Below are 26,684 nucleotides of genomic sequence, written 5' to 3'. Positions count from 1 at the left end.
GGGAGGCAGCGCCATGATGAGCGCTGCCTCCCTATTTTGATCTAGATATGCGCAGCGCCTGCTTGCTGCTTCTTCGTGGAGCTAAGCCTGCTCGCCCCTACAAACATCGCCGTAACGAGGCCAATGCCGCCGATACAAATGCTGAGAATAAAACCGTGATTAATAGCGGTGCCCAGCGCCTGTTGAAGGAAGCTGCGGATCTGGGGATCTAATTGCCCGCCAGCCCGCATGAGCAGCTCGGGATTCGCCAGCGTATTGATTTTATCGGATGGAATGCCGGCCTTATCCGCACCCTCCGTAATTAATCGATGCAAATTGTTGTTTACGATCGTCGCCATGATGGTAGCGCCCAATATGCCGCCAATGTTGCGCCAGAAGCCGACGATGGAGGAGCTGACGCCCATATATTTGGGATCAACGTTTGCGGCAATCGCGCTTTGCGCCACGCTCATTAAAGGCCCGACAGCGCCAAAGCCAAGCAAGATCATTAGGGCAATCATATACCCGTTGGAAGCGTGAACGCTGACGACCGACAGCAGCGAAGCGGCTACGATCGTCATTAGCATCGTGAACAGCATCAGCGTGCGGAAGGCGAACTTGGACTGTAAGTAGCCGAATAGAATCGCTCCGGCAATGAGCGAAGCCATCATAGGCGTCAACACGCCATTGGAGTTGGCGTGGCCCAATACGCCGACAGTGAAGCTGGGCAGATACGTAATGGCCGAGAACATGATGACGCCTTGGCAGAAGCAAATGATGCTGGTGCCGAGGACCATCCGATTTTTAAAAATGCTAAGGGGAAGTACAGGCTCAGCGGCACGCAGCTCAACCAAAATGAACAAGGTGCCGATCACCGCGGATGCTGCGAATAAGCTGATTTCCTGCCATGAGCCCCAAGCGTACGTCTTGCCGCCCCATTCAAGCGCAAGCATTAAAGAAACCGTGGTGATGATCAGAAATAACGTTCCCAAATAGTCGATTTTGGGCTTGCGGTCCGAACGGGTCTCCTTTAAGGCAATCATTAATACGATCATGGATGCGAGTCCGATGGGCACGTTGATATAGAAATTCCATCTCCAGCCGAGATGCTCGGCAATGAAGCTGCCAAGCTGCGGGCCCGCAACAGAGGAGAGGCCAAAGATCGCACCGAACACGCCGGACATTTTTGCCGCATCCTTCGGATCATTAAAAATCGTGTAAATAATGGTGAAGCTGATCGGCATCAAGGCGCCTGAGCCAATGCCTTGGATGACGCGAAACCAAATGAGCTGGTCGGCGCTTTGCGCAAGTCCGCACAAGGCAGAACCAAGCAGAAACATGCCGATTCCGATCAAATAGAACATTTTTCTGCCGAATAAATCAGATAGCTTGCCGAAGACGAGCATGGTGCTGGTAGCTGCGAGCATATAGGCGGTAAACACCCAGCTTACTTTGTCAAAAACGTTAAAATCCTCGCTTAGCTTATTAATGCACGACGCGACAATCGTATTGTCCAGCGATGACATCAATAGACCGAGCGCCATCGCAAGAATGACGAGCTTATTGTTTGAACGCGTTCCAGCCATTTAAAACCTTCTCTCCTGTTTATAGTTGCTCCAGACGCACCAATCCTTCTTGAATCGTTTCCAGCTTGGCGCGATACTCCTTGATCCCAATTTCTATGCAAATCATATGTGCCGGATGCATGTCGTCTTTATAAATGGCATACTTCTTGCTCAGCTCATCCAACTGCTTCTGTGTCTGCCCCTGCGCCTTGTTTAACCACTGAATAACCACATCATTATCTACAAATTGGCCAAAATAAAGCCGCATCAGAAAATCAGACTTGATCGCATCGGTTTCCACAGGACTATGAAGATAGGCGTTGAACTGGCCTTTTCCTTTATCCGTAATCGTAAATACATTTTTATTCGGCTTGCCTTCTTGGAGCACATTTTCCTTCGTTATCAGCTCCTCCTTTTCCATCCGATGCAGCATCGGATAAATCGTCCCGTAGCTGGAGCTGTAGAAATAAGAGAATATATCCTCGAACAACTGTTTGATCTCGTAGCCTGATAACGGGCGTTTCATAAGCATGCCTAAAATAACATCCTGACTGTTCATTGAAGCGACCTCCGAGTTTGTTTCCGAAGAAGAATGCTCTTCGGTTTTTTTCTTTCAAGTACTTATCTCGATACAGAATATATCATTCCGATATATATCATGTCAATATGGTAAGATGGTTTATTTTAGAAAATAATTTGTGGTTCTGTCGCATGCAAAAAGCCTGTGAAATCCACCAATCCGGCAGAGTTCGACAGGCCTTTGTGTATAGCGTTATTGATTCTGCCACGGTTTATTGTAAGCATGAAGATTGTCGATAAGAGCATCGTCTATAGGAATATGGATATGCTTTAGCGCTAACAGCACGGAGCCGATTACGGGAGAGAACTTTGGCTCCACGACGGAATATCGCTTATTATTTCCCTGCCGGAGCTGTGCGCCAAGCTCTTGCAAGAAGTAAGGGCTGTTCGCTACGCTGCCGATGAAGGCGACCTCCACCTCAACGCCAGCGAAGGAGGCGGCAATCAGCTCGATGCCGACCTTGATCTGGTCTACGGCGCGATTGCAAACGCGGATCGCAGCGGTGCTGCCTTGCGCTGCAGCCTCCGTAATGGCAGGGGCGAACTCGCCAAATTGCTTGTCGCGTTCACGGCGATCCTCGGTAAACCCTTTTTTGGCTATCGCTGCTAGTTCACTAACGGTGGGCACGCTCCAATGCGCAAGCATTGCCTGAAGAAGATGATGATCCGTATCGTCGAAGCTGCCGGCGAGCATCTCGTAAACCGCATCATAGGCGATAAATCTAGCTGCGCTGGCTGCATAATGATGAAAATCATAATTGCGTATGAATTGACCGTCCTCTGTAATCCCTACGATGATCGAGCCGGTTCCTGCAATGACGATGATGCCGCTTCTTCCCATCAATGCCCCGGAGTGTGCGGATACCGCGTCATTCACATGCCGTATTGGACATGTGAGCCCCGGCAGCTTTGTTAGAGGAGCGATCCAATCGAGATCGGACGGCGCGTCATAGCCGGCAATTCCGGCAACAAGCGCAAGCACTTGCTCGGTCGTTCTGCCTGCCAGATGCAGCGCGTCTGTTATAGCTCCTTGTACATTTTGGGCTGCCTGCTTATCTTTATAAATCGAAGCTGAGCCTCGCTCCGCGCATGCAAGAACATGGCCCCAAAGGTCGCAGATCATGACGCGGGTATGCGTCCCGCCGCCGTCTATTCCGATTACAACATGCTCCGCATTCATGTGAAGCCCTCCCGCTAATGGTGGTATGATGGAACGGCATTGCAGCGAAACGGCGAAGCGCCGAACCGCCGAACCGCCGAATCGCCGAACCGTAATTGTTTTATTTTACCTCAATTTCCCAAATGCGTGTAGATGGCTTGCCGTGCACTCCTTTTCGCCATCGTTTAAACTGCGTTTAAACAGGCAAGGTAAAGTAGGAAGCGTGGTGGAGAGAATAGAGAATAGAAATAGGAGTGAATACCGATGAAGGATAAAAAGAACGGCAATGTAAAGCGGTTCATTGCCCTAATTATGGAGACAAATCCTCCCAAGGTCATGTTAACGATAGCCATTGTCCTTAGCGTCATTACGACGCTTGTCGGACTCACGATCCCCTTGTTCACAAAAAATATGGTGAACGGCTTTTCGTTAGGTTCATTAAGCACAGCGCAGGTCGTCGGAATGGCAGTCGCCTTTATTGCCCAGGTGGTGTCCGGCGGCGTATCCGTTTATTTGCTGCACTACAGCGGCAATAAGATCGTATCGTCCATTCGCGAGCGGCTGTGGAACAAAATGCTGCGCTTGCCAGTTCCGTATTATGACAACAAAGCGTCAGGCGATACGATTAGCCGGCTAACGAATGACACAGCGCTGCTGAAGGGTCTCATTACCGAGCATGTGACTGGATTTTTTACAGGGATTTTGTCCATTCTTGGCGCATTGTCGATCTTGTTCTATATGAACTGGCAGATGACGCTTATCATGCTGACCGTGTTCCCGGTCGCCGCTTTAATTATGGTGCCGATCGGCCGTAAAATGTACCGCATCTCCAAAGACACGCAGGCGGAGAACGCGCGCTTTACCTCTGTCGTCAACCGCGTCGTATCCGAAATTCGCCTTGTGAAGGCATCCGGCTCCGAGCCTGTCGAATATGAACAAGGACGTACGGGCATCCAAAATCTGTTCGGCTTTGGCCTAAAGGAAGCGCGCATGCAGGCGCTTATATCTCCGCTCGTATCGTTTATCATTATCTTGCTGCTCGTCTGTCTAATCGGCTTTGGGGGCGTTCAGGTGTCGTCTGGCGCAATGACGGCCGGCGAGCTGGTCGCCTTCATCATGTATCTGTTCCAAATCATGCTGCCGATTACGCAAATTGCCCAGTTCTTTACGCAATTCCAGAAGGCGATGGGAGCTACCGAGAGCATCATTGGCATTTTGGAAGCGGATGAGGAAGATCAAGAAAGCGGCAACGTCGTTACCGAAATGAACCAAACGCTGCAGGTCGATAACGTATCCTTCGCTTACAAGCCGGAGGAGCCGATTCTTCGGGATGTGAGCCTCACGATTGAAGCGGGAAAAGTAACGGCGCTCGTCGGCCCGAGCGGCAGCGGCAAAACGACGCTGTTCTCGCTGCTGGAGCGATTCTACGATCCAACCTCCGGCGCGATACGGCTTGGGGGGAAGGATATTAAGGATGCTTCGCTTCGTTCATGGCGAAGCCAGATCGGGTACGTTTCGCAAGAGAGCCCGATCATCGCGGGAACCATTAAAGAGAATCTGTGTTACGGGCTGGACCATGAAGTTTCCCAGCAGGAAATCGAGCAAGCTGCTCGAATGGCTTATGCAGACGGCTTTATCGAGGATTTGCCTAATAGCTATGAAACAGAGGTAGGGGAGCGCGGCATTAAGCTCTCAGGCGGCCAGCGGCAGCGGATTGCGATTGCAAGGGCGCTGCTGCGAGACCCGCATATTCTTATGCTGGACGAAGCGACATCGAATCTGGACAGCAAGTCGGAGGAAGTCGTGCAGGATGCGCTGAAAAACTTGATGGTCGGGCGGACTACGGTCGTAATCGCACATCGCTTGTCGACGGTCGTGGATGCCGATTCCATCGTATTCCTAGAGAAGGGCGTCATTACTGGCGCCGGAACGCATGAGCAGCTGTATGCGAGCCATACGATGTACCGGGAATTCGCCAACGGCCAGCTTCGCATGAACAAAACAGCTTCTTAAGCAGCGGAAGAGGGTGCAGGGATGGGCTATGTGCTTGTTGTGGACGATGATCCGCATATTCGGGAGCTTGTGTGCGTTATTTTGCAGAAGGAAGGATTACTCGTACAGGAGGCGCCGGATGGAAAATCGGCGCTTGCCCAGATGGAAGCCTCGCCTGCGGACATGGTCATTTTGGATATTATGATGCCGAACATGGACGGCTGGCAGCTATGCCAGGAGCTTCGCAAACATTATGACATTCCGCTGCTCATGCTGACAGCAAAGGGCGAGATGGGCGATAAGGTGAAGGGCTTCAATCTGGGAACGGACGATTATTTGGTGAAGCCGTTTGATCCAGCCGAGCTGACCGTCCGGGTGAAGGCGCTGCTCAAACGTTACCGGATCGCCGTTTCCCAGCAGGTGTCCGTAGCGGAGCTGATGCTGGATCGGCAGACGTTCGAAGTGAAAGTTCACGCGGATTATATGACGCTTCCTCCGAAGGAATTTGAGCTGCTGTTCATGCTCGTCAGCCATCTGGGCCGCACGCTTACGCGGAGTCAGCTGATCGAAGCGATTTGGGGGTATGATTTTGACGGCAACGAGAGGACGCTCGACGTGCATATTAACCGTTTAAGGGAGCGCTTCGAGACTTGGCAGGTTTCGATTAAGATCAGTACGATTCGCGGGCTCGGCTACCGGCTGGAGGCGCTCCAATGAAGCGGCATTTAACGAAATTTGAGATTGGGCTGCGTTTCGTAGGCGCGCTGGCGATGATATTTGTAGTTAGCGGGCTCGCGTTCTCGCTGGCCTTCTGGCTCACAAAATGGTTTTATGCAAGGCATGACGTGATCTTGCCTGAGTACATCCTGCAGCTCATCAACTGGGGATTGGGCGTTTTCTTTCTGTTCGTGCTGATCGCAATCATTAATTTGCTGACTCGCCCGAAGCAGCGGGCGGTTTGGATCGAAATGATGGATGCGCTGAAGCGGATGGCCAAAGGCGATTTCAATATTATGCTCGACCGCGATAAGAAGTATCACGGCCAAATCGGCGACTTTATCCAATCGATTAACGATATGGCGCATGAGTTGAAGCAGGTGGAGATGCTTCGTCAGGAGTTTATCTCTAACGTATCGCATGAGATTCAGTCGCCGCTGACTTCGATTCGCGGTTTCGCGAGCACTTTGCAGCGCGAGGGCCTCAGCCCTGATGAGCAAAAGCATTATTTGTCGATTATCGAGAAGGAAACGACAAGGCTATCCAAAATCAGCGATAATCTGCTCAAGCTGACTACGCTTGAATCCGAGCAGCAGCAGGTTGATCCGAAGCGCTATCGCCTTGATACGCAGCTGGAGAACATCGTGCTGGCGTGCGAGCCGCAGTGGCTGGAGAAGGAGCTGGAGCTGGAGCTCGAGCTGGAGGAGGCGGAGATCGTAGCGAATGAAGAGATGCTTAGCCAAGTTTGGGTCAATCTCATTCATAATGCGATCAAGTTTACGCCTGCCCGTGGCAATGTGAAGGTTGTGCTTAAGCGTACGGAAGATCAAATGAAGGTACAAGTTGCAGATACCGGCATTGGCATTGCGCCGGAGGATCAGCTGCGGATGTTCGAGCGCTTCTACAAGGGCGATAAGCAGCGTACGCGGACGGCAGATGGCAGCGGGCTTGGGCTGTCTATCGTCAAAAAAATCGTCGAGCTGCATCATGGCGAGATTCAGGTACAGAGCAGCCTGCACAGCGGCTCTATGTTCGAGGTGACGCTGCCAGCCGTTTATATGTCAAAGTAAGCGATAACGCCTAAAGAAAAACCTTCCCCTCTTTTACCACAAATTACACCTCGCCGCTTTGTTTCAAAACGGTCATAAGAGGTTAATCATAGCTATATAACAGTACAGAGAGGGGCAATAAATATGGGACTTTTATGGACATTAATCGTTGGCGGTATAATTGGCTGGTTAGGCGGCTTGATTGCAGGCCGTGACATTCCGGGAGGTATCATCGGCAACATTATCGCCGGCTTCATCGGTGCTTGGCTGGGTACGCTTCTTTTGGGCTCGTGGGGTCCGACGATGGGTGGTTTTGCTTTAATCCCGGCAATTATTGGAGCAATTGTAGTCGTTCTTCTATTAAGCGCCATTATGCGCGGGGTAAGAAGAGCTTAGACAACAGCTTTACGCAATGTAAACTTGATAAAACCGTTGTCGAAGGTGTAACGTATACTTCGATAGCGGTTTTTCTGCGTTCAAAAGCTGAGATGAAAGAGGTCGAAAGAAATGCTTATAATCATTAGTCTCATCGCTGCTCTTGTCATTTTTGTTTACCTGATGCTGCGCTATTATCCTGCTCTTGGCGCAAGCCAGTCGAAGGAGCGCAGGCAGAAGCTTAGCCTCTCGAGGCAATATGCCAGCAAAAAGTTTATAAATCCGGTTCCTACGAAGATGGAGACAACGACAAGCGAGAAGCTGAAGATGCTTGTCCAGTTCGTAAAGGGAAATCCAAAGGCTAGACCGGGCAAGCCGGTTGTGATTGAGCCGCTTAGCGAGGTGTATTTCGGCAAGGAGCCGCAGCCCAAGCTGACGTGGTTCGGCCATTCCGCCGCGCTGCTTCAGCTGGAGGGCCATACGCTGCTGCTTGATCCCATGTTTGGCAGCGTCCCCTCTCCGTTTCCTCTGTTTGGCGGAAAAAGGTACAGCGACAAGCTGCCATTTGAAATCGAGCAGTTGCCCATGATCGATGCCGTGCTCATATCGCATGATCATTACGATCATCTGGATTATGGCTCTATCGTGAAGCTGAAGGACAAGGTGAAACGGTTTATCGTTCCGCTTGGCGTTGCGCCGCATTTGGTCAAATGGGGAGTCGACCCCGCAATAATAGATGAGCATGATTGGTGGGACGAGTTCTCGTATGGAGGACTGCAGCTGGCATGCACGCCAGCCAGACATTTCTCTGGAAGAAGCCTTACGGATCGCGATGCTACGCTTTGGTGCTCTTGGGTTATTCAAGGGCGCGCAACTAAAATCTTTTTTAGCGGCGACAGCGGTTATGGTCCTCACTTTAAGGAAATCGGCGATAAATACGGCCCGTTTGATCTGACCTTGATGGAATGCGGTCAATACGATGAGCGCTGGGCTGCGATCCATATGATGCCCGAAGAGACGGTGCAAGCTCACTTGGACGTACGGGGGAAGGTAATGATTCCGATCCACTGGGGCGCTTTTACACTGGCGATGCATGATTGGACCGATCCGGTGGAACGCGCCATGAAGGCAGCCAAGGAACGTAATGCGCGCATTTCCACTCCAAAAATAGGCGAGACTGTGTTCATTCAGGCAGCGGCATATCCATCCTCGGCTTGGTGGCGCTAGAGCGTATCTATAAGAGAAGAACAGCCTGCCGGATGAAACCGGCAGGCTGTTCTTCTTGCCGCTTAGCAGCATACGATTGTGGATCGCCGGTTGTCCCAGCGCCACAGCGGGCTATTGCCCTCAAGCAGCACGCCGCCGTACCATCCATGAATGCCGCTTATCTTTATCCAATCGGCATGACAACCAGCAACGTCAGCACCTAGACTGGTTAAGCCAACCTTTACATGCAAGAATGCTTGCGGCGAGTCATTTAGCGTTGGGATCTTTGCGTTGCCCTCCATTGTAATGAGCGGGTGAGAGCCTTGCGAGAGGCGCCGCAAGCATAGCCAATATTCGATATCGCCCATGCCCAGCGCATGAAGCTTGTCAGTCGTCTCTGAGAAGAGCTGCAGGGGCGTCTCGCTGCCGCTTAAGAGCAGCTCTAGCGTAGTTTGCTCCACGATGCCAAGGCCGTTCTGGGTTGAAGGGAAGCGTGCCAAATGGAGCTGCAGGGCATCATGCAGATAGGGAAGGGCCGACGTATCCTCTTGAAGCAGCTCAGCGATCGCCTCGGGAGACGAGGACGTATAGGCCTCCCATGCTTTTTTGCCAAGATGAAGCTGCTCCCTGCTTATTTCTTGCCAAGTGCCGATCAGGCCTGACAACTGCCCAGCGGATAGCTGGCCGAGGCCATGAAAGATCGGAATGCCCGGGTATTGATTGATGCTTAACAGATGAAGCTTCGTATCGCCAAGGTCTTGCCCTGCAAGACTATGGAGCAAGCAGCAGAGCATCGTTTGATCGAACAGATCATGCTCGAACCACAGTACCACATCGTCGTATTGCTGGAGGTTTGCCAATCGTTTCTCTTGTTCTTCCGAGCCCTCGCGCCAAAGCTGCTGCGGAATGCCGAGCGCTTCCTCCAAATATTGTCCTCTTGCAGCACGATTAGCCGGCAGCTCAGGCTGCGCAAATACAGGACCTGCCGTATAGATTTCTCGCCAAACGAGAATATCCCCTAAAGCGCCGCTCTCCTTGAGCGTGGTGCCCACAGAATCACCGTTAACAATATGAAGCATCAACCCGCCTCCTTTATAGGTTGATTTTGGAGGAAAACAAGCCTGATTGCAACCAGTTTGCCATGAAACGAAGCAGGGCTGTCCTCAAAGGTCTAAACAGACCCATTAGGACAGCCCCTGCTGTTATTATTTAATGCCTGATATCGCGTAGTTCTCGATAATATGCTTCTGGAAGAAGATGAAGATGATAATAATCGGCACGACCATAAAGGTAGAGCCAGCCATTTGCAGCGCATAGTTGCCGCCGTACTGTCCTTTCAGCAAGGACAAACCCACCGAGAGGGTGTACAGCTTCTCGTCGTTGGCGATAATGAGCGGCCACAGGAAGCTGTTCCATCCGCCGATGAAAGCAAGAATGCCTTGTACCGCGAGAATAGGCTTCGAGATCGGAAGCACGATCTGCAGAAAGGTACGGAACTCGCTTGCACCGTCAAGACGGGTTGCTTCGAGCAGCTCGTCCGGTATGGTGGACATAAACTGACGGAACAGGAATATGCCGAACGCCCCGACCAGACCTGGAAGCACAACGCCGATCATCGTATTCGTGAGATGCATCTCGTTTAGAATCAGGTAGACCGGAATCATCGTAACCTGTCCCGGGATCATCATCGTAGCGAGCACGATGTAGAACAATTTGTTGCTGCCCTTGAATTTATATTTCGCAAAGCCGAATCCGGCCATCGCATTCAGGAACAAGCCGATAAAGGAGAAGAAGACGATAATTAGCGTGTTTTTCAAATAGACGCCAAAGTTCATATTCTCGAACAAATTTTTAAAGTTTTCCGTTGTAAAACGCTCAGGCAGCAGGGTAGGCGGGATATTTTGAATCTCGCCCTCCGGCTTGAAGGCAGAAAGGATCATCCATACGAAAGGAAGGATGACCAATACCCCGCCGACCGCGAGGCAAATGCCCAGTATCCACTTGAGCGCTTTTTCGCCGCTTGAGGCGCTTGACGCTTTTGTTTGCGAACTCATCCATTACACCTCCGTTAGATTATAGATCCGTTTCTTTGCTTTGGAATCTGAATTGAACAAGCGTGATAATAATGATTGCGATGAACAGAATAAACGATCCTGCTGCCGCATATCCGAAGTTGCTAAGCTGGAAGCCGTTCTGGTAAATGAACAGCGCCACGGAAGTCGTGCTGTCGAGCGGGCCGCCGTTTGTCATGATGAATGGCTCCTCGAAAAATTGCAGCCAGCCGATCATCGTCGTAATGGATACGAAGAAGATCGCGAAGCGAAGCATCGGAATCGTAATGTGGATAAGCTGCTTCCAAGTGCTAGCTCCATCCAGTTGCGCTGCCTCGTAGTAAGACTTCGGAATGCCTTGGAGAGCAGCGATAAAGATGATCATATTTAGACCGATCCCTCTCCATACCGCCATCAGAATAAGTGATATCTTGGCCATAATCGGATCTTGCAGCCAAGGAACGGTAGGCAGATTGATCGAATCGAGTACATAGTTGAGTAGACCAAAAGCAGGGTTGTAGAGAAAGCCCCATACGACCGCAACGGCAACAACGTTCGTAACCGACGGCATGTAATAGACGACACGGAACAATTTAAATGCACGGTTCGCGCCAAAATTAATCATGATCGCAATAGCTAGCGAACATAGGATAACGAGGGGAACCCCGATAATCACGTAAAACAACGTATTCAATATGGCTTTTACAAAAATAGGATCGGCCAGCACTTCTACATAGTTTTTGAATCCGACGAATGAAATATTGGACCAGTCTGCGAGGCCCGCCAAGTCCATATTCGTAAAGCTTATTATCAAGGCTACTAGGATCGGCAACAATGAGAATAAGGTAAGTAAAATAAGCGTTGGAGCGATAAAGAAATACGGTGCCTTGCTCTGAGAGATCCCTTTCATATACGACCCTTCCTTTGCTATGAGCGCCTGGCTTCATCCATTCCTAATGGAGCCGGCAGCGAATCCGTTTCAGAAGCGCTGCCGGCAGGGGCGATCATTATTTATTCAGTATTTGCTCAGCCTTTGTATTGAAGTTATCCAGTTCTTTCTTCACGTCTGAATTACCGCGGTAAATCTTCTCGAACGTAGATAGAACGTTTTGAGCAATTTCTTCCCAAGGTTTAATCATCGGCATTGGCTCCGAGTTATTCATTTGCTCGCCAATCACTTTCAAGTTAGGGTCAGAAGTCAAAGCTTCGTTTTCCCAAGCTTTTTTCGTGGAAGGAAGGGAGTTCGACAATTCCAGCCATTTCAGCTGCGTTTCAGGCTTGCTCATGTAAGCTAGGAATTTCAAAGATTCTTCTTTGTGCTCGGTATATTGGAATACGGATAGGTTAGAGCCGCCAAGCGAAGAAAGGTTGTTTTCTTTCTTAGGAAGCACGGCTGTAGACCATTTGCCTTTAAGCTCAGGCGCTTGGTCGTTGATCAATTTAATCATCCAAGGACCGCTAATGAACATTGGCAGAATGCCATCGCCCTTAAACGCAGGGATGATGTCCATGCCAAGATCGATTGGAGCAGAACCGTCTTTAAAGAAGCTGTTCAAATAGTCGACGGTTTCAACAAACTCTGGTTGGTTGAACAGCGGCTTGTTGTTCTCGATAAGCTTCGAGCCGTTTTGACGCGCGAACATGAATAGAAGCGATTGCTCTTTCACATCAAGGCTGATGCCGTATTTGTTTTTGCCGCGAGCTTTAAGCTTCGTTGCTGCATCCTTCAGCTCGTCCCATGTTTGTGGAGCCTGATCATAGCCAGCATCCTTCAACAGGTCTGTACGGTAGTAAAGAACGCGGGTATCGATATACCAAGGAACGCCGACAGTCGCATTGTCATATTTAGTCGTTGTAATTGATCCGGGATAGAAGTTCTCTTCAGCCAGCTCAGGGTATTGCTCAATGTAAGGAGTCAGGTCCATAAGCGCTTTAGCAGAGCCGAATTCAGGAATCCATGTCGTACCCATTTGCAGGACATCCGGGCCTTTTTTGGAAGCGACAGCCGTTAGCAGCTTATCATGCGCCGTATCCCAAGGAAGCGCCTGTACATTGATTTTAATGTTAGGGTTCTCGCTTTCGAATTGCTCAGCAATTTTTGGCAAGGCCTTGGCTTCTTCACCCATGCCCCATACATTGATCGTAACTTTGCCTTCTGCTTTATCCGTGTTATTGCCGCCGCAAGCAGTGAGCGCTCCGACAAGCAGCACGGAGCTGGTTAGTACGGTTACCGACTTCTTAAACATAAAATATTCCTCCCGTGTAAATGATTCTAGTTAGTACTATGCAGTGAATAAGTGCAAGTTATGCACAAGGGCGGTTGCCGATTTCAGCGACAATGCTGAATCTGACAAGCAAGATGCTGCACACATCCTCTGAAGCAAAAACGTTCGCCACATGTATATATGATTTCTTTTTGAATGTGGTGAAACGTTTCTATTGACAAAATAAATCCCCATGTAAAACTCTTAAAGCCGATTGCCACACATATTCGAAACGTTTCGACATCATTATAGATCAAACTGAAATCGTATTCAAGCCTTTTTTATTGAACGAAAATAGGCGGTTATTGGTAATATAAACGTTTCTATCCTATTTGAAACAGTCATTGACGACTCTTTTTGAATTGTTTATAATCCAAACTAGGAGTCAATAGAAACGTTTCGATTGCATAAAACATAGGGTAATAAATAGAGTTGTGTTGTAAAGATAGACAGACCTGCAAACATTAACGATAAGCATGATGGATCTGATCGGCTACAACGAGGGAGGAACACGGATATGAAAAAGCAACCCGCTGAGCTTCTAAAGCTCATGACGCTTGAAGAGAAGATCGGCCAACTGCTTCAGCTGGCAGCGCCATTCTTTCAAGGTGCGGATGGTCAAATAACCGGACCGATGGCGGAGATGGGCATAACGGAGGAAACGGTGCGCAATACGGGCTCGGTGCTCGGCTTAACAGGCGCGAGTGATGTCATTAACGTCCAGAAGCAGCATTTGGAGACCAATCGCCTAGGGATACCTCTATTAGTAATGGCCGATATCGTCCACGGCTACAAAACGATTTTTCCCGTGCCGCTGGCGATAGGCTGCTCATGGGACTTGGAGCTGGCAGAGCAAAGCGCTGAGATTGCTGCCAAGGAAGCAGCGGCGGCCGGCGCACACGTTACGTTCGCGCCTATGGTCGATCTTGTGCGTGACCCTAGATGGGGCAGAGTGATGGAATCGACAGGCGAAGATCCTTATTTGAACAGCGAGTTCGCGAGAGCGTTCGTAAGAGGCTTCCAAGGGAAGGACCTCGCGAATGACATCAGCCGCGTCGCTGCTTGCGTGAAACACTTTGCCGCATATGGAGCTGCGGAGGGCGGACGCGACTATAATACGGTCGATTTATCGGAACGTCAGCTTCGCGAGTTTTATTTGCCTTCCTATAAAGCAGCGCTTGATGAAGGCTGCGAGATGGTCATGACGGCATTCAATACGGTAGACGGCATTCCCGCTACGGGGAACAAATGGCTAATGCGTGATCTGCTTCGCGGCGAATGGGGCTTTGACGGCGTCATGATCTCCGACTGGGGCGCGGTAAAAGAGCTTATCCCGCACGGCGTTGCGGCAGATGAGGCAGAAGCGGCGATGAAAGCGATCAAAGCGGGCGTGGACATCGAGATGATGACGACCTGTTACGCCGACCATTTGCAGCGCCTTATCGAGGCGAATGAGATTGACATTGCGCTGATTGATGAAGCGGTGCTGCGTATTCTAGAGCTTAAACAAAAGCTTGGCTTGTTCGAACGGCCATACCGCGGGGCGAATGCGGAGCTTGAGCAGGAAATCGTAGGCTCGGCAGCCCATCGTGAAGCTTCGCGGGAGCTGGCGCTTAAATCATGCGTTCTCTTAAAAAACAACGGTGTTCTGCCGCTTGGACGTGAACAGAAAATAGCGTTAATCGGCCCATTTGCGGCTAACGGCGATATTCTTGGTCCTTGGTCTTGGCTTGGCTCCAAGGACGAGGCAATTCAGCTGGCTGCGGGCATCGGCGGCAAGGTAGATGCGTCCCTGCTTTCTGTGGTCGAAGGCTGCGGCATTGAAGCCGCGACGGACGAGCAGATGCAGGCGGCGCTTGCGGCGGCGAGCGAAGCGGATATCCTTGTTCTGGCGCTGGGCGAGCATTCCGACATGAGCGGCGAAGCGGGCAGCAGATCCAATATCCAGCTGCCGCAGGTGCAGCTGGAGCTGGTTGCCAAGCTGAAGCAGCTTGGCAAGCCGATGGTCGCTGTCTTGTTTAACGGGCGGCCGCTTGATTTGCACGGCGTTATTGATCAAGCCGACGCGGTGCTGGAAGCTTGGTTCCCGGGAACAGAAGGCGGCGCAGCCATTGCGGATTTGCTGTTCGGCGATGCTGAGCCTACGGGAAGACTGACGATGTCATTTCCTTATTCGGTAGGCCAAGTGCCTGTTTATTATAATCGCTTCAATACCGGACGCCCGCAAGGCGCACCGGATGCCCAAGTAAGATACGTATCGCAATATTTGGACATTCCGAATGAACCGCTGCTGCCGTTTGGCTACGGGCTTGGATACACGACCTTTGCCTACACGGGTGCGGAGTTGTCAGCGGATACGATGAGTGCTTCGGAGCCGCTCCATGTAAAAATAACCGTAACGAACAATGGCGCTCGCGCAGGCGAGGATATCGTGCAGCTGTATGTGCGAGATATGGCGGGCGATGTCGTTCGTCCGCTGCAGGAGCTGAAGGCATTCCGCAAGGTGATGCTGCAGCCGGGTGAGAGCAAGGAAATCTCCTTCGCGCTGGAGGAACAACAGCTGCGTTATTATCATGCTGATCTTACCTTTGCCAGCGACCCTGGCGACTTTGAACTTTATATCGGGCCTAATAGCCGGGATGTAACGGCGCTCAAATTCAAATTAAGCAAGTAGAAAGGCAGTGATAAGAATGAAAGCTGTAATCGATGCGTCCAAAGCGATGGATGCCGTGCAAATCAAGGCGGGAGAGCTGACGTTTGACTTTCTAAGCAGCGGAGATCTTGCAAAAGCCGTTCATCAAGGAACGATGCTGAATCAAGTGGTGGCAAGCTCGGTTGAGGGATCGCTTAATAACCTTTATATGCGTAAACATGATGCGGAAGGGATTTCTTACGAGCCGCTCCTCGGTATTCGTTCATCCAGCCGCATGTCGGCAGCGGGCGGACGTTTATTATGGGAGGGAACTGCGTTTGGCGGCATCTCCTACCGTGTTCTTTTCACCGCGACAAAACAGGGCATCTGGTTCTGGGATGTAACCGTTGATTCGAATGGAAGCGAAGCGAAGATCGACATCATCTACGGGCAAGACATCGGACTTGCCGATATCGGCGCGGTACGGACTAACGAGGCATATATGTCGCAGTATGTCGACCATAAGGCGTTCAAAGACGAGAAGCAAGGTTATGTGCTTTGCTTCCGTCAGAATCAGCCGATGCAGGGCGGCGCGTTCCCATATATGCAGCATGGCTCCCTTACGGGTTCGGCTGGCTATTCGACGGACGGCTTCCAGTTCTTCGGCCTCAGCTATAAGGAAACGGATGTGCCGGAAGCGCTTGGCAAGCCTGCTCTTGCGAATGAAGTATACCAATACGAATTCGGATATGCGGCGCTGCAATCGCAGCTTACCCTGCTAGAGGGTGAAGCGCGTTTCGTATTTTACGGCTTGTTCAAGCCCAATCATCCTTCCGAAGTCGATGCATTAGAGTTTGGTGCGGAGGTTCAGCAGGCTTGGGAAGAAAGTGAGCGCTCGAGGGAGGCTGATCTAGCATCGGCAACTGAGCCGGCAGCGAAAGTTGAAGTTGCAGCTGCAATCGGTTCGCCATTATCTGCTACAGCTATGACTGAGGCGGAAATTATCGCTTACTTCCCTTTCCGGCATCAGGAAGAATGGCAAGGCGGCAAGCTGCTCTCCTTCTTCACCGATAGCCATGAGCATGTCGTGCTGAAGGAAAAAGAAATGCTTGTTGAACGTCCGCATGGCCATATTCTCATGTCCGGCGGCAATGACAAGATGACTGAGAACGTCATGACAACCACTTCATATATGTATGGGATTTTCAACTCGCAGCTGCTAGCAGGCAATACGAACTTCCACAAGCTGTTCACGAATGCACGCAGCGCTTTGAATACGCTCAAGACGTCGGGCCAGCGCATTTACGTGGAATTGGACGGCAAGTATCGGCTGCTTACGATGCCATCGATGTTCGAGATCGGCTTCAACTATGCCCGTTGGTATTACAAAATGGCAGACGACACGATTATTATTACGAATTACACGACAGTCGATACGCCGGAAGTGCGGCTCCACCTGCGTTCGGTTAACGGGAAAGCTTATCGCTTCCTCGTGACGAACCAAGTGTCGATGAACAACAATGAATATGAGCTTCCATTCCATATGGAGCAAGCGGATGGCGTGCTTACGTTTAAGGCAGACCGTCAATCGATGAGCACATCCGTCTTCCCTGATCTGCAATACCGGATGACGGTAGACGGGGCGGATATGACAGCAGGCGATGAAAGCTTGCTTATCAGCGGCGTTAAGCCTGGTGCAGCATCGCTAGTTGTGCTTCAGCTTGGCGACAGCGCAGAGTGGACGATTACGATGCAGGGATTGTTGCATGGTGAGGATCTGCCGATCGTAGAACGGAAATCGGAGCTGGAAATCGAGCGTTACCGTGAATTTTTCCGTCATGTCATGAATGGCTTCCAGCTTTCCAAAGAGGGTGCCGAAGAGTCTTCAGCCGAGCTGGACAAAGTAAACGCGCTGGCATGGTGGTACACGCACAATATGCTCGTCCATTATTCCGTCCCTCACGGATTGGAGCAATACGGCGGCGCGGCATGGGGAACGCGCGATGTTTGCCAGGGCCCAACGGAATACTTCATGGCGATGCGCAAATATGAGCAGGTTGCGGAAATTCTCAAAACGGTCTATTCGCATCAATATGAAGATGACGGCAACTGGCCGCAATGGTTCATGTTCGACCGTTACTTCCGCATTCAGCAGGAAGAGAGCCATGGCGATATTATTGTTTGGCCTCTGAAGGTGCTGGGCGATTACCTTGCCGCAACGAAGGATTACAGCATTTTGCAGGAGCGCGTACCATACACGGTTCGCCATAAGGGTGATTTCACGACGGAATCGGCGACGCTGCTCGAACATGCGCTGAAGGAAATCGCTTATATGAAGGATCACTTCCTGCACGATACGCATTTGTCTTCGTATGGCGACGGCGATTGGGACGATACGCTTCAACCGGCGAATGCGCAGCTGAAGCAATTTATGATCAGCAGCTGGACGGTAGCGCTGACGTATCAGGTGATTGCGCAGTTTGGACGCGTAATGGAAGCCGTTGATGCGGTGCAGGCAGCCGAGCTTACACAGCTGGCATCTGCGATCAAAGAGGATTTCAACCGATACATGCTTCAGCAGGACGTTATTCCGGGCTTCGTTTACATGGAGGAGCCGGGGGATGCGAAGCTGATGCTTCACCCTACGGATACGACTACAGGCATTCATTACCGTCTGCTCCCAATGACGCGCAGCATGATCAGCGAACTGCTTACAGAAGAGCAAGCGGCTGAGCATTACCGCATTATTAAAGAACAGCTGTATTGCCCGGACGGCGTGCGGCTGATGGATCGTCCTGCGCAGTATGCAGGCGGCGTAAGCACGAACTTCAAGCGGGCGGAGCAGGCGGCAAACTTCGGTCGTGAGGTTGGATTGCAATACGTACATGCCCATATCCGCTACGTAGAGGCGATGGCGAAGCTTGGCAAGACGGATGAAGTATGGCAAGGACTGCTCATGATTAATCCAGTTGGCCTTAGCGAAGTCGTTCCAAATGCAGAGCTGCGCCAGAGCAACTCGTATTTCAGCAGCTCTGACGGCAAGTTCAATAACCGTTATGAAGCGCAAGATCGCTTCGGGGAATTACGTGACGGCACGGTGCCGGTTAAAGGCGGCTGGCGGATTTATTCAAGCGGCCCCGGCATTTATATGAATCAGTTGATTTCCAACGCACTCGGCATTCGCCAGTTAGAGGGCGAGCTGGTCATCGATCCGATTCTGCCGTCCAAGCTTGACGGCATGTTATTCGACTTTATGTGGAATGGCTTGCCGATCACCTTCGTCTACCGGCTAAGCGATGCGAAGCAGGTAACAAAAGTGACAATTAACGGCAAGGATACGCCGCTTAAGCACTCGGCTAACCGCTATCGTACAGGGGGCGTTCAAATCTCCGAGGAGCTATTGAAAGCAAGCCTGAATACGGAATCCAACCGGATAGAAATTTTTATGTAAGAAGCTGACTGGCGGTATCCAAGTACCGCCAGTCTTTGTGATATAGTGAAGGAACAATGATAGATAGGAGCGAGTGCTGTGGTTAGTATTAAGGATATCGCTAAACAAGCGGGGGTCTCGATCTCGACGGTATCTTACGCGCTTAACGGCAGCCCCAAGGTGACGGACGAGACGACTGCAAGAATACTTGCAATCGCCAAGGAATTGGATTATGTCCCGAACGCTGCTGCAAGATCGCTCAAGACGAGAGAAACGAAAATTATCGGTGTCTTTCTTACCGACTTCAGCGGAGCGTTCTATGGCGATCTCCTGCAAGGAACGAAGGAGATTCTGACGCAAAAGGGCTACGACCTCATTGTATGCAGCGGCAAGCAATCCCATCGGATGCTGCCTGAGCGAATGATCGACGGTGCCATTATACTGGACGAGACATTCGGCAGCGAAGAGCTGATGAGCTACGCGGATCGCGGGCATAAGCTCGTTGTGCTGGACCGAGAGCTTTTGCATCCGAACATCAATCAGGTGCTGCTCGACAATAAGGCGGGAGCAAGGCTTGCGGCGGAATATCTAATCGAGCAAGGCCATCGGACGCTCTATGCGGTAACAGGACCTAGCGGCTCGTATGATTCGAAGCAGCGGCTGCAGGCGGTTACGCAAGCAGCGGAGCGGACAGCGGGCGTTAAGCTTACCGTCATTGAGGGCGACTTCAATAAGTCGGCAGGCGAACGGGCAGCGGCGCGAATTATGGCAGATAGCAGCGGCGGCTCCGTCTCTGCGGCTGTATTTTGCTTCAATGATGAAATGGCGATTGGCATGTTTAATTATTTGGCGGCGAATCATCCGGACATCCGGATTGGCGAGCATATTCATATCGTAGGGTTTGATAACATGGAGCTGGCTTCTTATACGCAGCCGCGCCTATCCACGATTGATTATTCGAAGCGCAAATGGGGCGCTCTTGCTGCCGAGCAGCTCATTAAGCTTATAAGCGGAGATGCCGTGGAGCATGAACGGATATATGTGACGCTAATCAAAGGAAATTCAGTCAGAGCGGTTAAGTAAAAACATGACGGCAGGAAGGAAAGGAACGGAACGGAGAGGGGAGGCTGTCCCACAGCCTTATCATCGTTTCTTTCGTCCACCGTTGAAGTGCGAATCATAAGAAAGCTAAGCCTCCAACTACACTTTCAAGGTGTGGTTGGAGGCTTTTCCAATTCATGTTGAGAACGTCTTATTCCGTATTTCGGTTTTGTGTCAGACACTTTTTTAATGTTTGTTGAAATGAATGGATAACCATGGTTGATCAGTCCGAACGTGGAAGATCATCTTCTTTCTAATGAATCTCAGCACATGAATGTGTAATGAGAGGACTGTAGTTCCGTTATTTTTGCATTTTGACCATTTAGGCGTATTAGGTGGACAGGAGATCCGTTATCTCCATTTAAACGAGGTTAAAATTAGTTTTTTTGAGTGAATAGCGGAACCTGAGTCCGCAAACGCCACAATAATCGATGAATTAGCAATATAACGGATTCTCTGTCCGCTTATGCTCTCATATACACCACCGCCCTCGTGCCTGATTAGTTTCATGTACAGCTTTTCTCTGATTCAGATCATTGGTTTTCGCACGCAGCCATTTATGATGTCCGAGCTTCAATATTCAACCCGTTGTAATCCATTCTTGCTAAAAAACTTCAGAAAAGCAGTTGACAACTGTTTTAAATTGAGTTATCTTTAATTCAAGATAATTAACTTAAAGATAAATGCAGCGCAGAAGGGAGTGATAATCATGACAAACGAAAACCAAAACCAAAACCAAAACCAAAACCAAAAACAAAATGATTCATTAGATCTCTTCATCGCGCTGTCTAGAGCGACCCAATGGGTGAATGCGCATGCGGATCGCGATATACGCAAAAACGGCTTGAACCGGACGGAATTTGGCGTTCTTGAGCTGCTGTATCATAGAGGGCCGCAGCCCTTGCAGCAGATTGGCGAGAAGGTGCTGATGAGCAGCGGCAACATTACCTATGTGGTCGATAAGCTGGAGAAGAAGCAGGCGGTGCGCCGAAGAGCCTCAACCGAGGACAGACGCCTTATCTACGCCGAGCTGACCGACCAGGGCAAGCAATTCGTGGAGGAAGTGTTCCCCGGCCATCAAGCAACGATTGAGCAAGCAGTGAACGGGCTTACGCCAGAAGAGAAGCAGGTGGCAAGCAAGCTGCTTAAGAAGCTTGGCAAGTTTGCGCAGGAGAATTACAAGTAGCTGGGTTGTTTCCTGAAATGAGCGGCGGAAGTTTGCTTGATCAAAGCGAAACGGAGTTTAACAGCTAGGGCGGCAGCAGCCGTTCGCGCTTGTCCCATATCTTAAATTAGAGATTCTTTAAATCACGATAAAAACAAAAAATAATTGGAGGAATTAAAATGAGTTTGGCATTAGGATTGTTGGTTGTTCGTGTGGTCGTAGGTTTGTTGTTTGTAGGGCATGGCGCGCAGAAGCTGTTCGGATGGTTTGGCGGTTACGGTCCAAAAGGAACGGGCGGCTGGATGGAGTCGATCGGTATTAAGCCGGGAGTAGCGATGGCTGTCGCCGCCGGTCTTATGGAGCTGGTTGGCGGACTGTTATTTGCAGCAGGGCTGCTTACGCCGCTTGCCGCAGCGCTTATCGTGCTTGCGATGCTGGGCGCTATCGTGAAGGTTCATGGTCAGAACGGGCTTTGGGCGACTGCTAACGGTTATGAATATAATCTGGTCTTAGTAGCCATTGCTATAGGTATTGCTTTAACAGGCGCCGGCGACTATTCGATTGATGCGCTTATCCGTTAATCTGTGATTGGGTTAGTTACAATACTTTTTAAATTAATATAAAATAGGGAGAGTGGACGATATGACAACGCAAACAGCTGGAATTCACCATATAACTGCTTTTGTTAGAAATCCTCAGGTTACGGCAGATTTTTATGCAGGGGTGCTTGGCCTGCGCTTGATTAAGAAGACGATTAACTTTGATGCCCCTGAGGTTTATCATCTGTACTTTGGCAATGAAATCGGAAGCCCGGGCACGATCATTACGTTTTTCCCATGGGCAAACTCTCGCAAAGGCAAAATTGGCGGCGGCCAAGTCGGCTACACGACCTATGTCGTACCTGCTGATGCGTTTAATTTCTGGAAGGAGCGGCTGGCAAAGCTGAACGTAGATGCCGTACAAACGTCGAGATTCGGCGAGCAGTATTTGCAATTCGTTGATCCAGATGGCTTAAAGCTCGAAATCGTTGCCCGTGAGGAAGGGGCGCTAAGCAAATGGACGTTCGGCGGCGTTCCGGCTGATAAAGCGATTAAAGGGTTCGGCGGCGCGATTCTGTACAGCACCGCTCCAGCCCAAACCGCTGAGCTTCTCGTAAACGTGATGGGGCTTGTGAAAGTTGGAGAAGAGGGCGGTTACGCCCGCTTTCAAGCAACGGGAGATCTGGGCAACCTGATCGACGTTAATGTGGAGAGCATGGAGCAGGGCCATGGCGGCGCCGGCACCGTCCACCATATTGCATGGCGGGCGAAAGACGACGCGGAGCATGCGCTTTGGAGAAGCCATGTCGAGAGCAACGGCTTTGAGCCTACGCCGATCGTCGATCGCCAATATTTTAACGCGATCTACTTCCGTGAAGCAGGCGGCATTTTATTCGAGATTGCTACGGATCCTCCGGGCTTTGCCCGCGATGAAGAGCCTGCTCATCTCGGCGAGAAGCTGATGCTTCCAGCATGGTATGAAGAGCACCGTACGCAAATTGAACAATTATTGACGCCATTTGAAATAAGGGTATTGGAGGAGGATAAATAATGAAACATATCTTTAAACAAGGAACCGACCCATCCGCGCCCGTATTGCTGCTTCTGCATGGCACGGGAGGAACCGAGCGGGATTTGCTCCCGCTCGCGGACCTCATATCGCCGGATTCATCTGTGCTTAGCGTAAGAGGGAATGTGCTGGAGAATGGCATGCCGCGTTATTTCCGAAGACTAGCCGAAGGCGTCTTTGATCTTGAGGATTTGGTGTTCCGGACGAAGGAGCTGAATGATTTTCTAGACAACGCGGCAGCCGAGTACAGCTTCGACCGCAGCAACATCGTAGCGATCGGCTATTCCAATGGCGCCAATATTGCAGGAAGCTTGCTGTTCCATTATGAAGGAACGCTGCGCGGCGCGATTTTGCATCATCCGATGGTGCCGATCCGCGGCTTGGAATTGCCAAGCCTGGCTCTTGCGCCTATCTTCATCGGCGCAGGCTCCAATGATCCGCTTTGCACGCCGCAGGAGACAGAAGAGCTGGACCGCATGCTGCAAGCGGCAGGGGCGTCCGTGACCGTTCACTGGGAGCAGCATGGGCATCAGCTGACTAGCTCAGAGGTAGCAGCCGCTGCCGCTTGGTATAAGGAAACGTTCAAGGTCTAATAGAAGCAAGCGGATATAAGCAATGATAAAGCTGTGAAAGGGGAGCGGGCTGTGTTATCCATTGATCCATCGAGCCAAAGCGTGCAGGACAATTACAAGCTGCTGATCGGCAGCATCGTGCCAAGGCCTATCGCTTTCGTCACGTCGCTAACGAGCGAGGGCGTGCTGAATGCAGCGCCCTTTAGCTTCTTCAATATCGTAACGGCTAACCCGCCGATGGTTGCGGTGTCCGTGCAGCGCAAGCCGGGCGGTGTTCAGAAGGACACCGCCCGTAATGCGGCTGCTTGCGGCGAGTTCGTCGTACATATTTCCGACGAGAGCTACATTGAAGCGATAAATGCGACGGCCGCGAATGTACCGCCTGAGGAGAGCGAAGTAGCTTTAGCTGGACTAACGGCGATTGCGAGTGAACACATCCGCGTACCCGGCGTAGCCGAAGCGAGAATACGGATGGAATGCGTATTGGAGCAATCGCTCCCGCTTGGCGGCACCGAAGGGGCGCCAGCCTGCGACCTTCTCATTGGGCGCGTTGTCCGATTTCATGTCGATGAAGCGCTGTACGAGAACGGCCGGATCAATGCCGAGGCCTTGAAACCAGTCAGCCGGCTAGCCGGCAGCGATTATGCGAAGCTGGGAGATCAGTTTTCGATTGAGCGTCCCGTTTAAGAGTCAAGCAGGATGCAAATTCATACAAAACAGCCCGTACCGCGTGAACATTTACCGGTACGGGCTATTTATCTATTAGGTTAGATAAGACGCTTGCGGATTGCGCCGGAAAGGAGATCAATAATCGTAATCAGAATGACGATGCCAAGCAAAATAATGCCGACGCGATCCCAGTTGCGGGTGCTAAGGGCGAAGATGAGAGGCGTGCCGATGCCGCCTGCTCCGATGACGCCGAGAATGGTCGCAGAGCGCATATTGATCTCAAAGCGGTACAGCATATACGATATGAAACCGGGAAGCACCTGCGGAATGACGGCATACCACAGAATTTGCAGCCGATTTGCTCCGGAGGAGAGCAATGCCTCCACAGGGCCTTTATCCATATTTTCCACTTCATCGGCGAACAGCTTGCCCAGCATGCCGACCGAATGCAAGCCCAGCGCCAGCACGCCAGCGAAGGAGCCAGGGCCCACGGCTTTAATGAACATAAGCGCGAGCACGACTTCGGGGACGGCGCGAATGACGCTGAGCACGATTTTGCCTGAGCCTGACACCATGCTGGAATTGCTCATATTAACCGCGGCCCAGAAGGCAAGCGGCAGGCAGAGCAGCGCAGAAATAAAGGTGCCCAAAATCGAAATCGCGAGCGTCTCCAGCAAACCTCTAAGCAGATCCTCGCCTTCAGGCAAATAAACGAAATCCCAGTCCGGCGAGAAGATGCCGGTCACGATTGCCTTCGTAATTTGAACGGCCGTTTCTTTAATGCCCGTGAACGGGATGCCAGCAAACGCCCAAATATAAACGGCTGCCAGAGCAGCATAGATCAGCCAGCGGTAACGGTTGTTTTTTGGTTTGCGAACGATTGTATTCCATGGTTTTGTCATAGCAGCTTCTCCCGCAGCTTCGTGCTTGAATAATCAATGAGCAAGACGATGGCTAGTGTAAATATAATGATGACGCTCGTTTTGTCGTATTCTAAAAACCCTAACGTAATTTCATAATAATGACCGATGCCCCCGGCGCCTACGAGTCCAAGAACCGCCGCTGCGCGAACGTTGATCTCAAAGGTATAAAGCGTAAAGGACATGAAATGAGCCTGAATTTGCGGGATGACCGCATACAGAATGCGCTGCGGCCCGGTTGCTCCGACAGCGGTCATCGCTTCAAGCGGCCCGCGGTCAATCGCCTCCAAAGCCTCATAGGTTAGCTTCGCGATTAATCCTAATGAGAAGACCGACAGCGCCATCATGCCCGGAAGCGGACCGATGCCAACGATGGACACAAAGATCGCTGCGAGCAGCAAATCAGGTATGGTACGTATCAAATTGAGCAAGAAGCGTACGGGGTATCGAAGCCAGCTGCCCTTCGTTAAGTTGCTGGCGCTAAGCAAAGCGACCGGAATTGCCAATATAGCGCCGATTGTCGTGCCGATGAGCGCCATTCGTATCGTCTCCAGCATCGCGCCGACAATATTGTCGAAATAGGTCCATTTTGGCGGAAACATCTCCTTAAGCAGGTCGAACATATTCGGAAAACCTTCGATAAGCTCCCCAAACGTAGCTTCGGTCTGAACGGAGCTTCCCCATAGAAGCAAAATAATGATGAATGCCGTTAGATAATGCTTGAGTTTGCTCGGCGCCTTCGGACGCTTCAGCTCCGTCTGTGTGCTCATGCGCGTCGTTCTCCCAGCAGCTCGTCTTCCTCAATCGGCCGTCCATAAATTTCTGCAAAACGCTCGTCGGTCGCCTCAGCAACAGGGCCGTCAAATACGACTTGTCCAGCGCGCAAGCCGATGATACGCGTAGCGTATTGCCTCGCCAAATCCACATAATGAAGGTTAACAATCGTTGTAATGCCTAGTTCGACATTGATCTTTTTGAGATCATCCATAACCTGCTTCGTCGTAAGCGGATCTAAAGAGGCAACGGGCTCGTCCGCCAAAATCATTTTTGCTTCCTGCGCGAGCACGCGCGCGATCGCTACCCGCTGCTGCTGGCCGCCGGACAGCTCGTCGGCGCGTGAATAAGCCTTCTCGACGATATTAACGCGATCCAGCGCTTCGAACGCAATGTTCATATCCTTCTCGGGAAATCTTCCCGCTAACGTTCTTAATGTGGAATGGTAGCCGACGCGGCCCGCGAGCACGTTGCGCAGCACGGATGAACGCTTGACGAGGTTGAAGCTTTGAAAAATCATGCCGATATTGCGGCGTATTAAGCGCAGCTGCTTCCCCTTGGCTTTTGTAATAGACTGACCATCGATAAGAATATCACCCTCTGAAATATCGTGAAGGCGGTTAATCGACCGCAGCAGCGTCGATTTTCCGGCGCCGGACAATCCGACGATGACGATAAATTCGCCTTTTGCAAACGTTAGGTTAATGTTGTCCAAGCCTTTTGTCCCGTTTGGGTACCTTTTTGACACATTCTGAAGCTCTATCACAGGAAAATCATTCCTTTGCTTAATATCGTAGTAATAAAGGATAGCCAGTCCGGGCGCAAATGCACGCGAACTGGCTTTCGATACGTTAATATGGGTACTCTTATTTAGCAG

The 26,684-nt window shown here is 50.9% G+C and carries 23 protein-coding genes; 13 read left to right on the top strand and 10 right to left on the bottom strand.

What is annotated here, in order from left to right; all coding sequences use genetic code 11:
* Nucleotides 1-41 precede the first annotated feature (41 nt).
* The 3 genes from A7975_RS26210 to A7975_RS26200 form a co-directional block, all read right to left on the bottom strand.
* Entirely contained in the window at nucleotides 42-1,565 is a 1,524-nt protein-coding gene (locus A7975_RS26210; protein WP_053373553.1) for a DHA2 family efflux MFS transporter permease subunit, read from the bottom strand.
* A gap of 19 nt (nucleotides 1,566-1,584) precedes the next feature.
* The gene (locus A7975_RS26205) at nucleotides 1,585-2,103 is read right to left on the bottom strand and encodes a helix-turn-helix transcriptional regulator (protein ID WP_065387082.1); all 519 of its coding nucleotides are present in this window, start codon (nucleotides 2,101-2,103) and stop codon (nucleotides 1,585-1,587) included.
* Nucleotides 2,104-2,316: 213 nt separating this feature from the next.
* On the bottom strand, nucleotides 2,317-3,303 hold the full coding sequence (locus tag A7975_RS26200; protein WP_065387081.1) for an N-acetylglucosamine kinase: 987 nt from the start codon (nucleotides 3,301-3,303) through the stop codon (nucleotides 2,317-2,319).
* A gap of 243 nt (nucleotides 3,304-3,546) precedes the next feature.
* Here A7975_RS26200 and A7975_RS26195 point away from each other — a divergent pair, with 243 nt between their 5' ends.
* The 5 genes from A7975_RS26195 (at nucleotide 3,547) to A7975_RS26175 (ending at nucleotide 8,642) form a co-directional block, all read left to right on the top strand.
* Nucleotides 3,547-5,295 (top strand): ABC transporter ATP-binding protein, encoded by a 1,749-nt coding sequence (locus A7975_RS26195; protein ID WP_065387080.1) that lies wholly within the window; start codon nucleotides 3,547-3,549, stop codon nucleotides 5,293-5,295.
* A gap of 21 nt (nucleotides 5,296-5,316) precedes the next feature.
* Nucleotides 5,317-5,991: a response regulator transcription factor gene (locus tag A7975_RS26190; protein ID WP_065387079.1), complete on the top strand. Its 675-nt coding sequence runs from the start codon at nucleotides 5,317-5,319 to the stop codon at nucleotides 5,989-5,991.
* Entirely contained in the window at nucleotides 5,988-7,061 is a 1,074-nt protein-coding gene (locus A7975_RS26185) for a sensor histidine kinase (protein WP_065387078.1), read from the top strand. The genes A7975_RS26190 and A7975_RS26185 overlap by 4 nt, the downstream gene beginning before the upstream one ends.
* 123 nt (nucleotides 7,062-7,184) lie before the next feature.
* Nucleotides 7,185-7,436, top strand: coding sequence for a GlsB/YeaQ/YmgE family stress response membrane protein (locus tag A7975_RS26180; protein WP_053373559.1), 252 nt, complete (start codon nucleotides 7,185-7,187; stop codon nucleotides 7,434-7,436).
* A gap of 276 nt (nucleotides 7,437-7,712) precedes the next feature.
* Nucleotides 7,713-8,642, top strand: a complete 930-nt coding sequence (locus A7975_RS26175; protein WP_065387189.1) for an MBL fold metallo-hydrolase — start codon at nucleotides 7,713-7,715, stop codon at nucleotides 8,640-8,642.
* Between the two features lie 62 nt (nucleotides 8,643-8,704).
* On the opposite strand, the gene A7975_RS26170 is transcribed toward A7975_RS26175, so the two are convergent.
* The 4 genes from A7975_RS26170 to A7975_RS26155 form a co-directional block, all read right to left on the bottom strand.
* The gene (locus A7975_RS26170; RefSeq protein WP_065387077.1) at nucleotides 8,705-9,700 is read right to left on the bottom strand and encodes a DUF1835 domain-containing protein; all 996 of its coding nucleotides are present in this window, start codon (nucleotides 9,698-9,700) and stop codon (nucleotides 8,705-8,707) included.
* A gap of 126 nt (nucleotides 9,701-9,826) precedes the next feature.
* Nucleotides 9,827-10,675, bottom strand: a complete 849-nt coding sequence (locus A7975_RS26165) for a carbohydrate ABC transporter permease (RefSeq protein WP_065387076.1) — start codon at nucleotides 10,673-10,675, stop codon at nucleotides 9,827-9,829.
* A gap of 19 nt (nucleotides 10,676-10,694) precedes the next feature.
* Nucleotides 10,695-11,582: a carbohydrate ABC transporter permease gene (locus A7975_RS26160; RefSeq protein ID WP_053373562.1), complete on the bottom strand. Its 888-nt coding sequence runs from the start codon at nucleotides 11,580-11,582 to the stop codon at nucleotides 10,695-10,697.
* 97 nt (nucleotides 11,583-11,679) lie between these two features.
* Nucleotides 11,680-12,918, bottom strand: a complete 1,239-nt coding sequence (locus A7975_RS26155; protein ID WP_065387075.1) for a sugar ABC transporter substrate-binding protein — start codon at nucleotides 12,916-12,918, stop codon at nucleotides 11,680-11,682.
* Nucleotides 12,919-13,453: 535 nt separating this feature from the next.
* Here A7975_RS26155 and A7975_RS26150 point away from each other — a divergent pair.
* From A7975_RS26150 to A7975_RS33810, 8 genes are all read left to right on the top strand, one after another.
* Nucleotides 13,454-15,610: a glycoside hydrolase family 3 N-terminal domain-containing protein gene (locus A7975_RS26150; RefSeq protein WP_065387074.1), complete on the top strand. Its 2,157-nt coding sequence runs from the start codon at nucleotides 13,454-13,456 to the stop codon at nucleotides 15,608-15,610.
* A 16-nt stretch (nucleotides 15,611-15,626) separates the two neighbouring features.
* The gene (locus A7975_RS26145; RefSeq protein ID WP_065387073.1) at nucleotides 15,627-19,019 is read left to right on the top strand and encodes a GH36-type glycosyl hydrolase domain-containing protein; all 3,393 of its coding nucleotides are present in this window, start codon (nucleotides 15,627-15,629) and stop codon (nucleotides 19,017-19,019) included.
* Between the two features lie 78 nt (nucleotides 19,020-19,097).
* A complete protein-coding gene (locus tag A7975_RS26140; protein ID WP_053373566.1) occupies nucleotides 19,098-20,081 on the top strand; it encodes a LacI family DNA-binding transcriptional regulator in 984 nt (327 codons plus the stop codon).
* A gap of 727 nt (nucleotides 20,082-20,808) precedes the next feature.
* Nucleotides 20,809-21,285 (top strand): MarR family winged helix-turn-helix transcriptional regulator, encoded by a 477-nt coding sequence (locus A7975_RS26135; RefSeq protein ID WP_065387072.1) that lies wholly within the window; start codon nucleotides 20,809-20,811, stop codon nucleotides 21,283-21,285.
* 158 nt (nucleotides 21,286-21,443) lie between these two features.
* Nucleotides 21,444-21,845, top strand: a complete 402-nt coding sequence (locus A7975_RS26130; protein WP_053373568.1) for a DoxX family protein — start codon at nucleotides 21,444-21,446, stop codon at nucleotides 21,843-21,845.
* A 61-nt stretch (nucleotides 21,846-21,906) separates the two neighbouring features.
* Nucleotides 21,907-22,854, top strand: a complete 948-nt coding sequence (locus A7975_RS26125) for a ring-cleaving dioxygenase (protein ID WP_065387071.1) — start codon at nucleotides 21,907-21,909, stop codon at nucleotides 22,852-22,854.
* Nucleotides 22,854-23,465, top strand: coding sequence for an alpha/beta hydrolase (locus A7975_RS33815; protein ID WP_053373570.1), 612 nt, complete (start codon nucleotides 22,854-22,856; stop codon nucleotides 23,463-23,465). The genes A7975_RS26125 and A7975_RS33815 overlap by 1 nt, the downstream gene beginning before the upstream one ends.
* 51 nt (nucleotides 23,466-23,516) lie before the next feature.
* Nucleotides 23,517-24,131 (top strand): flavin reductase family protein, encoded by a 615-nt coding sequence (locus tag A7975_RS33810; protein WP_065387070.1) that lies wholly within the window; start codon nucleotides 23,517-23,519, stop codon nucleotides 24,129-24,131.
* 80 nt (nucleotides 24,132-24,211) lie between these two features.
* On the opposite strand, the gene phnE (A7975_RS26110) is transcribed toward A7975_RS33810, so the two are convergent.
* From phnE (A7975_RS26110) to phnC, 3 genes are read right to left on the bottom strand one after another with little or no spacing between them, the layout of a single operon-like run.
* Nucleotides 24,212-25,015 carry a phosphonate ABC transporter, permease protein PhnE gene (phnE, locus tag A7975_RS26110; protein WP_065387069.1) on the bottom strand — a complete coding sequence of 268 codons (804 nt, stop codon included), beginning with the start codon at nucleotides 25,013-25,015 and terminating at the stop codon, nucleotides 24,212-24,214.
* The gene (gene phnE / locus A7975_RS26105) at nucleotides 25,012-25,803 is read right to left on the bottom strand and encodes a phosphonate ABC transporter, permease protein PhnE (protein WP_065387068.1); all 792 of its coding nucleotides are present in this window, start codon (nucleotides 25,801-25,803) and stop codon (nucleotides 25,012-25,014) included. The genes phnE (A7975_RS26110) and phnE (A7975_RS26105) overlap by 4 nt, the downstream gene beginning before the upstream one ends.
* Nucleotides 25,800-26,573 (bottom strand): phosphonate ABC transporter ATP-binding protein, encoded by a 774-nt coding sequence (gene phnC, locus A7975_RS26100; protein WP_053373574.1) that lies wholly within the window; start codon nucleotides 26,571-26,573, stop codon nucleotides 25,800-25,802. The genes phnE (A7975_RS26105) and phnC overlap by 4 nt, the downstream gene beginning before the upstream one ends.
* Nucleotides 26,574-26,684: the final 111 nt, after the last annotated feature.

This window comes from Bacillus sp. FJAT-26390, assembly GCF_001682865.1.
In the GTDB taxonomy this organism is placed as follows: Bacteria; Bacillota; Bacilli; order Paenibacillales; family Paenibacillaceae; genus Pristimantibacillus.
The sequence above is the reverse complement of the archived record's forward strand: the minus strand, read 5'-3'. Positions and strand labels throughout refer to the sequence as shown.